Source organism: Stenotrophomonas sp. YJH_SMC_80 (assembly GCF_059372495.1).
The window spans coordinates 66,260-79,119 of sequence record NZ_JCAFVP010000009.1; the positions used below are offsets into that span (position 1 = coordinate 66,260).

General features: G+C 65.2%; 13 protein-coding genes. 4 read left to right on the forward strand and 9 right to left on the reverse strand.

Translation table 11 applies throughout. The annotated features are described in order from the left end of the window. Nucleotides 1-30: 30 nt before the first annotated feature. From AC5P99_RS15015 to AC5P99_RS15030, 4 genes are all read right to left on the reverse strand, one after another. The gene (locus AC5P99_RS15015) at nucleotides 31-807 is read right to left on the reverse strand and encodes an ABC transporter permease (protein ID WP_005409726.1); all 777 of its coding nucleotides are present in this window, start codon (nucleotides 805-807) and stop codon (nucleotides 31-33) included. Further along, on the reverse strand, nucleotides 791-1,624 hold the full coding sequence (locus tag AC5P99_RS15020; RefSeq protein WP_005413494.1) for an ABC transporter ATP-binding protein: 834 nt from the start codon (nucleotides 1,622-1,624) through the stop codon (nucleotides 791-793). Before AC5P99_RS15020 ends, AC5P99_RS15015 begins: the two co-directional genes overlap by 17 nt. A gap of 14 nt (nucleotides 1,625-1,638) precedes the next feature. Next, on the reverse strand, nucleotides 1,639-2,697 hold the full coding sequence (locus AC5P99_RS15025; RefSeq protein WP_088436500.1) for an ABC transporter substrate-binding protein: 1,059 nt from the start codon (nucleotides 2,695-2,697) through the stop codon (nucleotides 1,639-1,641). A gap of 75 nt (nucleotides 2,698-2,772) precedes the next feature. After that, on the reverse strand, nucleotides 2,773-3,894 hold the full coding sequence (locus AC5P99_RS15030) for a 4-oxalomesaconate tautomerase (protein WP_049450713.1): 1,122 nt from the start codon (nucleotides 3,892-3,894) through the stop codon (nucleotides 2,773-2,775). Nucleotides 3,895-4,003: 109 nt separating this feature from the next. Between AC5P99_RS15030 and AC5P99_RS15035 the strand changes: the two genes are divergently transcribed. Further along, nucleotides 4,004-4,906, forward strand: coding sequence for a LysR family transcriptional regulator (locus AC5P99_RS15035; RefSeq protein WP_049403731.1), 903 nt, complete (start codon nucleotides 4,004-4,006; stop codon nucleotides 4,904-4,906). Nucleotides 4,907-4,971: 65 nt separating this feature from the next. On the opposite strand, the gene AC5P99_RS15040 is transcribed toward AC5P99_RS15035, so the two are convergent. The 3 genes from AC5P99_RS15040 to AC5P99_RS15050 all read right to left on the reverse strand — a co-directional run bounded on the left by AC5P99_RS15040 (nucleotide 4,972) and on the right by AC5P99_RS15050 (nucleotide 8,554). Then, nucleotides 4,972-7,620 carry an excinuclease ABC subunit UvrA gene (locus tag AC5P99_RS15040; RefSeq protein WP_495213291.1) on the reverse strand — a complete coding sequence of 883 codons (2,649 nt, stop codon included), beginning with the start codon at nucleotides 7,618-7,620 and terminating at the stop codon, nucleotides 4,972-4,974. Nucleotides 7,621-7,713: 93 nt separating this feature from the next. Next, nucleotides 7,714-8,082, reverse strand: a complete 369-nt coding sequence (locus AC5P99_RS15045; RefSeq protein ID WP_164221263.1) for a hypothetical protein — start codon at nucleotides 8,080-8,082, stop codon at nucleotides 7,714-7,716. Between the two features lie 40 nt (nucleotides 8,083-8,122). After that, complete coding sequence (locus AC5P99_RS15050) at nucleotides 8,123-8,554, reverse strand: BLUF domain-containing protein (protein ID WP_005413499.1); 432 nt, start codon at nucleotides 8,552-8,554, stop codon at nucleotides 8,123-8,125. Nucleotides 8,555-8,724: 170 nt separating this feature from the next. Here AC5P99_RS15050 and AC5P99_RS15055 point away from each other — a divergent pair, with 170 nt between their 5' ends. Continuing rightward, on the forward strand, nucleotides 8,725-8,970 hold the full coding sequence (locus tag AC5P99_RS15055; protein WP_005409734.1) for a hypothetical protein: 246 nt from the start codon (nucleotides 8,725-8,727) through the stop codon (nucleotides 8,968-8,970). Nucleotides 8,971-9,362: 392 nt separating this feature from the next. Here the strand turns inward: AC5P99_RS15055 and AC5P99_RS15060 are convergent, their stop codons facing one another. Both AC5P99_RS15060 and AC5P99_RS15065 read right to left on the reverse strand, forming a co-directional pair. Beyond that, complete coding sequence (locus tag AC5P99_RS15060; protein ID WP_495213292.1) at nucleotides 9,363-10,232, reverse strand: methylenetetrahydrofolate reductase; 870 nt, start codon at nucleotides 10,230-10,232, stop codon at nucleotides 9,363-9,365. Then, complete coding sequence (locus AC5P99_RS15065; RefSeq protein WP_024956807.1) at nucleotides 10,232-11,146, reverse strand: LysR family transcriptional regulator; 915 nt, start codon at nucleotides 11,144-11,146, stop codon at nucleotides 10,232-10,234. Before AC5P99_RS15065 ends, AC5P99_RS15060 begins: the two co-directional genes overlap by 1 nt. A 75-nt stretch (nucleotides 11,147-11,221) precedes the next feature. On the opposite strand from AC5P99_RS15065, the gene msuE reads away from it, so the two are divergent. Together msuE and AC5P99_RS15075 are read left to right on the forward strand one after the other, a co-directional pair. Further along, the gene (gene msuE / locus AC5P99_RS15070) at nucleotides 11,222-11,809 is read left to right on the forward strand and encodes an FMN reductase (RefSeq protein ID WP_164221260.1); all 588 of its coding nucleotides are present in this window, start codon (nucleotides 11,222-11,224) and stop codon (nucleotides 11,807-11,809) included. Nucleotides 11,810-11,865: 56 nt separating this feature from the next. Continuing rightward, nucleotides 11,866-12,843: a DUF1852 domain-containing protein gene (locus AC5P99_RS15075; RefSeq protein WP_495213293.1), complete on the forward strand. Its 978-nt coding sequence runs from the start codon at nucleotides 11,866-11,868 to the stop codon at nucleotides 12,841-12,843. Nucleotides 12,844-12,860: the final 17 nt, after the last annotated feature.

Below are 12,860 nucleotides of genomic sequence, written 5' to 3' on the forward strand. Positions count from 1 at the left end.
GGCGCGGCAGGCGGGCTCAGCCCGGCCCGGTCAGCTGGTGGCCTGTGCCTGGGCGTTGGGACGCCAGGTGATCAGCTTGTTCTCGACCACGTCCAGCAGGGCGTCGATGACCAGCACGAAGGCGGCCAGGATGATGATGCCGGCGAACACACCCACGGCATTGAAGTTGCCCTCGGCCTGCGCGATCAGGTAACCCAGGCCCGCCGAAGCGCCGAGGTACTCACCGATGATCGCGCCGACCACGGCGAAGCCGACCGAGGTGCGCAGCGAGGACAGGATCCAGCTGGCCGCTGCCGGGAAGTAGACATGGCGCAGCAGATCGCTGCGGCTTGCGCCCAGGATGCGGGCATTGGCCAGCACCACCGGATTCACCTCGCGCACGCCCTGCATGGCGTTGAAGAACGTGGTGAAGAACACCAGCGTGACCGCCAGCGCCACCTTCGACCACAGGCCCAGCCCCAGCCACAACACGAAAATCGGCGCCAGCACTACGCGCGGAATCGCGTTGAAGCCTTTGATGAAGGGATCGAGGATGCGCGCCGAACGGCGGCTCAGGCCCAGCCAGACACCGCCGGCCACGCCCAGGCCGGTGCCGATGATGTAGCCCAGCGCGGTTTCAGTAAGGGTGATGTAGACATGCTGGTAGAACGAGGTATCGGACAACCAGGTCCAGGCCTGCTGCACGATGGCCGTTGGCGAAGGGAAGAAGAACGGATCGATCACGCCCAGCGCGATACCGCCTTCCCAGCCGCCGAAAACGGCGACTACCAAGGCGAGCTGGATGAATTTGTCAGTCTTGGCGTGCATAGCTCTTCTCCACTTCGCCGCGCAGGCAGGCCCAGATGTCGCGGTACAGGTCGGTGAAACGGTCATCCAGCTTGATCTCGGCCACGTTGCGCGGACGTTCCAGATCCACGTCGAAGCTACGCACCACGCGGCTGGCCGGGCCGGAGGACAGCACCACCACGCGATCTCCCAGCGCGATCGCTTCTTCCAGGTCATGGGTGATCAGGATCACCGAGCGCCGGTCCTCCTGCCAAAGACGCAGCAGCTCGTTCTGCATCAGGTGGCGGGTGTGGATGTCCAGCGCCGAGAACGGCTCGTCCATCAGGATCACCTTCGGCTCGACGATCAGCGCCTGCGCCATCTGCACACGCTTGCGCTGGCCACCGGACAACTGGTGCGGATAGCGATGCTCGAAACCGGCCAGGCCGACCTTGGCCAGCCACGCGTTGGCCTTGGCCTTGCGTTCGGCTTCGGGCACGCCGCGGAAGCGCAGGCCCAGCTCGACGTTCTGGAAAGCTGTCTTCCACGGCAGCAGGGCGTCCTGCTGGAACAGGTAGCCGACCGACTCCTGCACGCCGCTGACCGTGCGGCCATCGATGGCCACGTCGCCCGAGGATGGCTTCAGCAGGCCCGCCACGGAATTGAGGATGGTGCTCTTGCCGCAGCCGGTGGGCCCGACGATGGCGAGGAACTCGCCGTCACCCACCTGGATGTCGACATCGCGAACGGCGGTGAACTCGCCGAAGGACATGGTCACCTTGTTGATGGCGACCATGGTCTGTGCAGGCTCCAGCTGCGGCGCGCCGTTGAGTTGGCGCACGGTGGCATTGAGGGCCATGGGGTTACCTCCGCTTACGGTTGGGCAGCCGGCGCCGCAGCGTTGGCACGCTCGACGAAGGCATTGGTGTAGGTCCTGGACAGATCGATGTTGGCCTTGGCCACATCGGTATTGAACTCACGCAGCACCTTCAACGGCGTCTCCAGGTCGGCCGGCGTGAAGCGTCCATCGCGGGTGAAGATCGCGCGCGCGTTCTCCACCGCGCGGGCATAGGTAGCGCGGTCGCCGGAGACATAGCTGTCCGGCAGCGCGGCAACGATCTCCTCGGCACTGTTGTCGGCGATGAACTTCAGCGCCATCTGTTCGGCACGGGCGATCTTCTCGGCCGCTTCGGGGCGCTTGTCCAGGAAGCTCTGGTTGGCATACATCACCGAGGTCGGGTACAGCCCGCCATAGACCTGGCGGGCGCCTTCGTCGCTGCGCGCGTCGAGGATGATCTTGCCGACCTTGCGTTCGGAAATCAGGGTGGCGGCGGGATCATAGTTGACCAGCAGGTCGATCTTGCCCTGCTCCAGCGCGGCGACCGCTGCGGCGCCCGAGCCGACGCCGATCAGCGAGATGCTGTCAGCCGGAATATCGTGCTGGGCGAGGAAGTGGCGGACGAAGAAGTCGGACGAGGAGCCCGGTGCGGTGATGCCGACCTTCTGGCCCTTGATGGACTCCGGTCGCGCAGGATCAAACGTGGCATCTTCGCGCCCCGCCATCACCAGGCCGGAATTGCGCGAGAGCAGAACAAAGGCCACCACATCCTTGCCCTTGGCCTGCATCTGGATGGTGTGGTCGTAGAAACCGACCGCCACGTCGGTGGAATTCGCCACCAGGGCCTGCAGCACCTTCGAGCCACCCTGGGCGAAGTTCTCGGTTTTTACGTCCAGGCCGACGTCCTTGAAGTAGCCCTTGGCATCGGCAATGAAGAACGGAAGATTGTTGAGGTTGTAGGAGCCGACGCTGATGCGCACGGGTGCATCGTCACCGGTGCCGGTGGATGCGCCTTCCGCGCGCCCGCTGTTGCTGCAACCGGCCGCGGCCAGACCGGCCGCGCACAGCGCGGCCATGAAGAACTGCTTGTACATCATCCCTCCCAGGAGTGAAGCATCTACGTTGTAATGGCAGGCATGCGCGTCTGCGCCGGCCCTGCCGGGTTCAGATCATGCCGCTGACGTCCATTGGCGGGCTTGGGTGGCACTGGCCGCGGCGGGCGCGGGCGAAGTCGCGTACACGCGCCCCTCGAACAGGCGGCGTGCAGTGCGGACCACGCTGGCAATCACCGGTGCGTAATCCGAGCTGCGACTGAGGCCCACCTGCAGGTCCCCGCTCGGATGTTCGAGGGTAATGCTGCCGGGAACGGACAGGCATCCGACCAAAGTGTGGGCCAGCGTGCCCGGCGTGACGGCGGCGGTGGCCAGGCCGACCGCACCGGTGATCGCCAGTGCGGTGTGGCATTGGTGCGGCATGAAGTAACGCACCTGCAGATCGCCGCCGTGTTGCGGCGCCGACAGCAGCACCGGCTTGGGAATGACCTTGTTGCCGGCGTCGGCGATGCCCATGCGGGCGCCCGCCTCGATGCGCAGCGCTTCCAGCCGGCGCATGAACGCGGCATCCGCGTTCAGTTCGGCGGGCGATGCATCACCGCGCACGCCCAGGTCTTCGGCACGCACCAGCATCATCGGCATGGCGCAGTCCACCAGGCTGACCGGCACGCCATCGATGGTTTCCCGGGCGTGGCCGCTGGGCAGCAGCTTGCCGGTGCGGGCGCCTGCGGCATCGAGGAAGGAAAGCCTGACCGGCGCGGCCGAGCCCGGTGCGCCGGCAATGCGCGTATCACCGCGGTAGACCACATGGCCGCCCGGCGTTTCCACCGTGGCGATGATCAGCTTGCCGGTGTTGACGTTGTGGATGCGCACCTTGGTCTGCGGATCCTGAGCCTGCACCAGCCCCCGCTCGATGGCGTACGGGCCCACCGCCGCCAGCATGTTGCCGCAGTTGGGGGACGTGTCCACCACCTGCTGCTCCACCCGTACCTGGGCGAACAGATAGTCCACGTCGGCGTCTGCCCGGCTGGATCGGTCGATGATGGCCACCTTGCTGGTCAGCGCGTTGCCGCCACCGATGCCATCGATCTGCAGCGGATGGCCCGACCCCATTACTTCCACCAGCAGGCGATCGCGTTCAGCAATGTCCACCGGAAGATCGCTGGCCAGGAAGAACGGGCCCTTGGATGTACCACCGCGCATGAGTACGCAGGGAATGCTGAGCAGATCGTTGGACATACGTGTGCTAGATTGATGCGTATAGGGGATGAATGACCCCTCTGTGATTCGATACTGGCATGACTCCAATTGATCTGTGAATTGCTGTTTTTTTGATGATTGATACCCAATGAGCATCAATTGCGAAATCCTGGATCTACGCGCATTCCTGCTGGTGTCGGAGACGCGCAGCTTCCACCGCGCCGCGGAGATCCTGCACGTCTCCCAGCCGGCACTCAGCCGACGGATACAGAAGCTTGAGCAGGCTGTGGGTTCGCCACTGCTGGAGCGCACCACGCGCAGCGTCAGCACCACCGCCGTCGGCGAGAACCTGCTGCCGTTGGTGCGTCGCATGCTGGAGGAATTCGATGGGTCACTGTTCTCACTGCGGGGCCGGGACGATACGCGGGGCGCTACCGTCACCATCGCCTGCCTGCCCACGGCGGCGTTCTACTTCCTGCCCAGCGTGATGGCGCGTTTCCACGAAGCGCATCCCAACGTGCGCTTCCGGATCCTGGATATCCCGGCCACCGAAGGCCTGCAGGCGGTAGAGCGTGGCGAAGTCGAGTTCGGCATCAACTTCATGGGCGCCAACGATCCGAATCTCGATTTCGACGTGCTGGCCGAAGATCCCTTCGTGCTGGCCTGCCGACGCGGTCATCCGCTGGCCCGCAAGCGCAAGGTGGAATGGGCCGATCTGGCCGAGCACCAGCTGATCACCGTGCATCGCACCAGCGGCAACCGCACGCTGCTGGATGGTGCCCTGGCGCGCGAGAACCTCAAGTTGAGCTGGCACTACGAAGTGACCCACCTGTCGACGTCACTGGGCATGGTCGAGGCCGGCATCGGCGTGTCGGTCCTGCCGAAGATGGCCACGCCGGACGGAGATCATCCGACCTTGGTGACGCGCACGATTGGCAACCCCGTGGTGTCGCGCACGATCGGGATCGTCCGTCGCCGGGGCGCCCTGCTCTCGCCTACTGCGGAACGCTTTCTGCAGATGTTGATGAGCCAGTGGCGCGGGGAGACCTGAGCATCGTTTGCTGGACAGGCCGCCCCCGGATCTGGCCGAGGGTGATGGCCGGGCATGGCTCGGCCCTACAGAGGAGCCAGCTCGCGCGCAAGGAAAGGCGCTGTCCTGCTTCCCCGTGCGCGGGCCACCTGTTGCGGCGTTCCCTTCGCCACGATGGTGCCACCCGCGCTGCCTGCGCCCGGCCCGACGTCAATCACCCAGTCCGCCTGGGCGACCGCCCGCATGTCATGCTCGATCATCACCACCGTATTTCCTGCGTCGACCAGCCGCTGCAGCTGAACCAGCAGCCTGTCCGCATCCGACGCGTGCAGGCCGGTGGTGGGTTCGTCCAGCACGTAAAGCGTGCGCCCGCGCTGGCTGCGCTGCAGCTCAGTGGCCAGCTTGATGCGCTGGGCCTCGCCGCCTGAAAGCTCCGTGGCCGGCTGGCCCAGCCTCAGGTAACCCAGACCGATGTCCTGCAGCAGCTGCAACGGCCGGGCAATGACCTCTTCCGCCATGAAGAATGCATGCGCCTGGTCTACGGTCATCTGCAGGACCTCGGCGATGTTGCGGTCATTCCATAGCACCTTCAGCGTGGCCTCGTTGTAGCGGGCGCCGTGGCAGGTGGGGCATGGGGCATAGACGCTGGGCATGAACAGCAGTTCGACACTCACGAAACCCTCGCCTTCGCAGGTTTCGCATCGGCCCTTGGCTACGTTGAACGAGAAACGACCCGCATCGAAGCGACGACGACGTGCGGCGGGCGTCGCCGCGAACAGTTTGCGCACGTGATCGAACAGCCCGGTATAGGTGGCCAGGTTGGAGCGTGGCGTGCGGCCGATCGGCTTCTGGTCGACCTGCACGACCCGCTGGATGGCGTCCACATCACCGGCCAACTGGCCACGGGTGGTTTCCATCACCGTCGGCCCGTCGTCCGGCGACGCCTCGGCGCCATCGTCCGCGGGTTCATGCCCCAGGTGCAGCAGCATCAGCTCGGGCAAGGCCTGTGCCATCAGGCTGGACTTGCCCGACCCCGAAATGCCGGTCACCGCCGTCAGCAATCCCAGCGGCACCTGCGCGTCCACACCGTGCAGGTTGTGGCGATGGATGCCCTTCAGTTCCAGCCAGTTCGCGGCGCTTCGCTGGCGGCTGGCAGGCGCAGGCACCTGGTCGAACAGATACCGGGCCGTGCGCGAATCCTGCACCTGGCGCAGGCCATCGGGCTCGCCGCTGTAGAGCACGCGCCCTCCCCGCTCGCCGGCCTCCGGGCCCACGTCCACCAGCCACTGCGCGCGGCGCATCAGCTCCAGATCGTGCTCGACCACGAACACCGAATTTCCGCCATCACGCAGCCGGTCCAATGCGTCGTACAGCGCCTGGCTGTCGGCGGGATGCAGTCCGGCCGAAGGCTCGTCGAGCACGTACAGCACACCAAACAGCAACGAGCTGAGCTGCGTGGCCAGCCGCAGGCGCTGCAGTTCGCCGGCGGATAGCGTGGGCGTGGCGCGGTCCAGCGAGAGATAGCCCAGGCCAAGCTCGCGCAGTTGCCGTACCCGCCCCATGACTCCGCCCGCCAGCCGCTGTGCGGCCAGCCGCTTCTCTTCGGACAGGGCCGAGGTCAGGCGCACGTCGGGGGCACCCTCGTGCGTCGCGCGGCCACTCGCGGCGCGCCGGGCACGATCGCGGGGTGTCGCATGCCTGCTGATAGGTGCACCCTTGCTGTGTGCGCCGAAATCACCTTCCGCGATGGGCTCCAGCAGATCCGCCAGTTGATCCAGGGGCAACCGCATGAACTCACCGATATCCACGCCCGCGAAGGTGACCGAGAGCGCTTCCGGCTTCAGGCGCTTTCCGTGGCAGACCGGGCACAGCTTGCCTTCCATGTAGCGGGAAACCCGTTTGCGCATCAGCGCGCTCTGAGTGTTGGCGAAGGTATGCAGCACATAGCGACGCGCGCCGGTGTATTTACCCATGTAGCTCGGCTCGAGCTTTCGCTTGAGCGCAGCCCGGGTCTCGGCAGGCGTGAAGCCTGCATAGACCGGCACGGTGGGCGTTTCCTCCGTGAACAGGATCCACTCCCGATCCTTCTTCGGCAGCTTCTTCCACGGTACGTCGATGTCGTAGCCGAGCGTGACCAGGATGTCGCGCAGGTTCTGGCCATGCCAGGCCGGCGGCCAGGAGGCGATGGCGCGCTCGCGGATGCTCAGCGACGGATCCGGCACCATCAAGGCTTCCGTCACCTCGTAGACGTGCCCCAGCCCGTGACAGGTGCTGCAGGCGCCCTGCGGGGTATTGGGCGAAAAGTCCTCGGCGTAAAGCATCGGCTGGTTGGCCGGGTATGCACCTGCACGCGAATACATCATGCGCACCAGGCTGGACAGCGTAGTGACGCTGCCCACCGATGAGCGCGCGTTGCTGGCGCCGCGCTGCTGCTGCAGGGCCACTGCGGGCGGCAACCCGTCGATGGCGTCCACATCGGGCACGCCGGCCTGGTCGATCAGACGCCGTGCATACGGCGCAACTGACTCAAAGTAGCGCCGCTGCGCCTCCGCGAAGATCGTGCCGAACGCCAGCGATGACTTGCCGGAGCCCGAAACACCGGAAAACACCACCAATGCGTTGCGCGGGATGGAGACGTCGACATTCCTGAGGTTGTGCTCGCGCGCGCCGCGCACCTCGACGCAACCGCTGGCAGCGGCGGCACATGACGATTCACCAAAGGGGGGATTGGACATCTTCGCGATCCTGCGGGCAGTGAGCGGCGCGCGTAGGGGCGCGCCCGATGGTGCATTTTCGCTGCTGCGGGGTGAATGCGAGTGATGGCGCGGTCACACCATGGTGCGCCGATACGACTGATCGAGCGTAACGGTGCGAACCAGGCGGCCGCGATTGTAGAAATGCAGCACCGGCTCACTCAACGTCACGTCAGCCGGAACCAGGTTCATGCCTTCGTAGCCGACCACGACCGGCTCCCCATCGTCCGACGGGAACAACCCGCGATGCCATCCGCATATCAGCCAGGCATCCTGACCCGATGCCTGTGGCGTTACCCGCGTTGAATTGACGGCTGGATCCGAATCGGTACAGAGATTTCGCGTGGAGGAGCATGCCGTGAACCTTTCTGGCGGCGGCAGCGGGGAATCGGCAAGCGCCGGGCCCGCAGCAAATGGGGCGATGAGCGTAATGAAAGCCTTCATGTCGCTGCACATCTAAAAGGAGCGGCCGCCGAACCGCAAACTAAGCGGCGTGCACGTGGGGCTCAACCGCAGCGGCCAGCACATCAATACCCCACGCGGAACCCGCAATCTCCTCGGGCTGGCTTCTCTTGAAGCGTGACCAGTCGGCCCTGGCAAGTCGGCCGACCAGAAGCTGGTCGGCAGGAAGCTGGTGCATCGACCAATAGGGGAACTGCCGGGTAGAGACACGCCCCCGGGCCAGCTCCACCACATCCGTGTGGCTGGTCGATTGCAGCACCCGCTCGTAGACGCTGGCCACCCCATCTTCCGGCCCTTCGAAGTACTGCACGAATCGCGTGCCGTCATGCAGCAGCACGCCTGTCACCCCTGCAAGCTTGTTGAACCTCGCAGCATCGGTGACGAGTGCTTCCAGGCGGTCAATCGAAAGGCCTTCAACGGCCTGGCTTGCGTATACAACGGCCCGGATGGGCATGGACTTCGCCTTGAATGCAGGGCCACGTCGGCACCTATTCACACTCTAGCACCCGGCGCAAGTCCGGGCCGTGATGCGTATTCTTAATTCTTCAGAATACGGTTCGCGCCTAGCAGCGCGACAGGCGGCATGATGAACGCCCCCGTACGTTCAGGGCTTTATTCATCTTCATGCGCGACATCGGACAGTTCTATGTAAACAGCGTCGAAGGAGTGGCGCGTGAGGATGGCACCCTGCTGCAGGTCACCCGGATCGATTGTTCCTGCCTGAAGTGTTCAAGGCAGTTCCGCGCCATTCCTGATCATGGCCTCGTCGACCTCAACGGCGCTGCTTCGCTCAGTTGCCCAGGCTGTGGCAACCACCAGTCCGTCAGCCGGGCGCGGCTGGAGGAGTTCGTGCTGCGTAGTGATCCATGAGCTGAAGCGCGCCGTTTCTCGACACTGTGCCAACCCTGTCGACACCTTCGCCTCGCATCTTCCCGTAGTGCACCCACAACGGCGTTCCAATGAGTCATACCGGCCTATTCAAGATCAGGGACCTCACCTACACGCCAGGCGCGGAGGGCGACCTGGCCCGTGCCCTGCAGATCGAAGCCACCTGCACGGCCTGCGGCGCAACCAGCGTCTGGGCCGAGCAGGAAATGGAGCATGTGCGAGGAGGAACCGTGCTTGCGTGCCGGACGTGCGGTACGCGCCAGGCCATCAGCAATGCGGGCCTGATCAGTACCCCGTCAGGGATACGCCACCGCCGGGGCTGAGCGGGGCGGCACCGGGCCATGCGCTGCCCGGCAGGCACGATTGATGGCCTGTCAGCGGCGGGCAACCGATGGCAGCGCCCGATGCTGTTTGATCCAGTCCAACGACTGGGCAATTCCACCGAACGGAAAGAAGTGCGGGCTGACCAACCCGTGGGCATCAGTCAAACCGCCCGCCAGACGGTCCACGAACACCTCCGGGCCCGCGCTGCCCAGCAACCGGCCGATCGAGATGCCATACCGGGACAGCATCAATGCACTGGCCCCCACCCCACACATTGCGGCGTAACGTACCAGCCGCGCGATGCTTGCCGGGCCCGGCACGCCGACCAGCACCGGAACGTGGATGCCACGGGCGCGCAGCGCGTGCAACCAGGCCAGGACGATGTCGGCATCGAAGGCGAACTGCGTGATGATCATTGGCGCCATGCCGCGCGCTTCGATGGACTGGCACTTGTGTTCCAGTACCTGCCAGCACGCGCCACTGCCCAGGACCGAATGGCCATCGGGGTGACCGCCGATGGCGACGACCTTGATACCGGCCCTCTCCAGAAGGCCGCTCTCGATGATCGAAGCGCTGTCAGCAAACGGTCCGGCGGGCGTGGCCCGGTCGCCGGCGATCACCAAGCACTGGGCGACACCTGCCTCGTTGGCGGCACGCTGCAGGAAGCGCTCAAGCACCGCACGCGACCCGATGCGCCGCGCCGAGAGATGCGGCATCGGCTCGAAGCCCAGTTCACGCACCCTGCGCGCCGCTGCCAGGCGTGCGTCGTCGTCCTCGCTGGCCAGCCAGGGAATGGAGATCGTGGTGCCACGCGGAATGCGGGTGGCTTCGGCACCCAGCGCCGGCATGGCCCTGGCGCTCACCTCCAGCGAAAAAGCATCAAGGAAGGCCTGCACCCGCGGCGACGTAGGCGCGGGCATCACGCGCCCACGCCTGCATTGCTGGCCAGGGGCGAACTGTTCCGCGCCAGTTCGATGAAGGCCTGCAGATAGTCGATGCTGGTATCGGCTTCGCGCGCACCCAGATAGATCTGCTTGGGAATGCCTTTCGCACCGAGGCGCACCGGCACCACGTCCATGCGGGTGGCGTACTCTTCCACCAGCCAGCGCGGCATGGCGGCCACGCCACGACCGCTGGCCACCATCTGCATCATGATGTCGGTGGTTTCAATGGCCTTGTGCCGTCGCGGCGTGATGCCGGCCGGCAGCAGGAACTGGTTGTAGATGTCCAGGCGCTCGAACGGCACCGGATAGCTGATCAGCACTTCCTGGCCGAGCTGGCGCGGCTTCACGTAATCCACCTTGGCAAGGGCGTGGTTCCTGGCCACCACCAGCACCTGCTCGTAGTCGAACACGGGAATGAACTTGAGGCCTGGCTTCAGCAGTGGATCGGGGGTAACCAGCAGGTCGATCTCGTAGCCGAACAGCGCGCCGATGCCGCCGAACTGGAATTTCTGCTTGACGTCCACATCCACATCCGGCCACGCGGCCAGGTACGGCGAGACGATCTTCAGCAGCCACTGGTAGCAGGGATGGCATTCCATGCCGATGCGCAGCGCGCCGCGCTCGCCCTGTGCGAACTGGCCCAACCGCTCCTCGGCCAGATCCAGCTGCGGCAGCACGCGGTTGGCGACGGCCAGCAGGTATTGCCCGGCCTGGGTCAGGCGCAGGCTGCGGCCTTCGCGCAGCCATACATCAGTGCCCAGCTGCTGCTCCAGCTTCTTCATGCTGTGGCTCAGGGCCGACTGGGTCAGGTTGAGTACGCCGGCGGCCGCGGTAAGCGAGCCCTGCTGCTCGACCTGCTGCACGATGCTGAGGTGGATCCGCTCCAGCATGACGATGAATCCTGCTCATGGATAGGTGAAGTAATACCATTTTACGTCATGGAAGGGCATGGCTAGCATCGGGTCATGCTTTCACCTGCCCGCCCCCTTCGAATCGTCGCCGTGTCCGGCGGATTGCAGCGCCCCTCCAAGGCCGCCACCCTGGCCGAGCATCTGATGGGCCTGATCGGCGAGGACATCCACAGCGAGCAGCACCTGGTCGAACTGGGCGCACTGGCCCCGCAGCTGGCCGGTGCGCTCTGGCGTTCGCAGTTGCCCGACACCGTGGAACGCCAGTTGACCACCGTCGAGCAGGCCGATGTGCTGGTGGTGAGCACGCCGGTCTATCGCGGCTCGTACACAGGGCTGTTCAAGCATTTCTTCGACTTCGTCCACCAGGACGCACTGGTCGACACCCCCATCCTGCTGGCCGCGACCGGCGGCAGCGAGCGCCATTCGCTGGTGATCGACCATCAGCTGCGCCCGCTCTTCAGCTTCTTCCAGGCGCGCACCCTGCCGCTGGGCGTCTACGCCACCGACCGCGATTTCGCCGACGGTCGCGTGCACAACGACGCCCTGGTCGAGCGCGCACGGCTGGCGGTGCGGCGGGCCATGCCGCTGCTGGACCTGCCTCGCCAGCGCGCCGCCGACCTGGAAGCGGCCGCAGCACTTTGAATGCCGGATGCCCTCGCCCGCATCCGGATGTCACCCCGCACTACGGAACGCCACCCATGACGACCGACACCTTCACCTTCAGCATCACGCAGATCCCCTTCAACGAGGATTACCAGCCTGCCGACGGGACGCGCATCACCACCAATTTCGCCAACCTGGCCCGCGGCGCGTCCCGCCAGGAAAACCTGCGCAACACGATCAGCATGATCAACAACCGCTTCAACGATCTGGCGCACTGGGACAACCCCAGCGCGGATCGCTACGCGGTCGAGCTGGACATCATCTCGGTGGAGATGCACATCGGCAACGGCGATGGCGGCGATCCGTTCCCGCTGATCGAAGTGCTGCGCCCGACCATCGTCGACACCCGCACCGGCGCGCGTACCGAAGGCATCGTCGGCAACAATTTCTCGTCCTACGTGCGCGACTACGACTTCAGCGTGGTGCTGCCGGCCAGCAACGAAGGGAAGGCCACCTTTGGCATTCCGGAGGGCTTTGGCGACCTGCATGGCAAGCTGTTCAAGCATTTCCTGGAGTCCGAGGCCTACCGCGCCAACTTCAGCAAGGGGCCGGTAATCTGCATCAGCGTATCCAGCAGCAAGACCTACCACCGCACCGAGAACCACCATCCGATCCTGGGTGTGGAGTATCGCCAGGGCGAGTTCTCTCCCACTGACCAGTACTTCGACAAGATGGGCCTGCAGGTGCGCTACTTCATGCCGCCGGGCAGCGTCGCACCGCTGGCGTTCTACTTCCAGGGCGACCTGCTGGGCGACTACTCGAACCTGGAGCTGATCGGCACCATCAGCACGATGGAGGCCTTCCAGAAGATCTACCGCCCGGAGATCTACAACGCCAATTCCGTGGCCGGCAAGGTCTACCAGCCCAGCCTGAAGCACCAGGATTACTCCTCCACCCGCATCGTCTACGACCGCGAAGAGCGCAGCCAGCTGGCGGTCAAGCAGGGCCGGTTCACCGAAGAACACTTCATCAAGCCGTACCGCGCCGTGCTTGAGCAGTGGGCTGCCCGCTGATCCATTGATTCCCCATT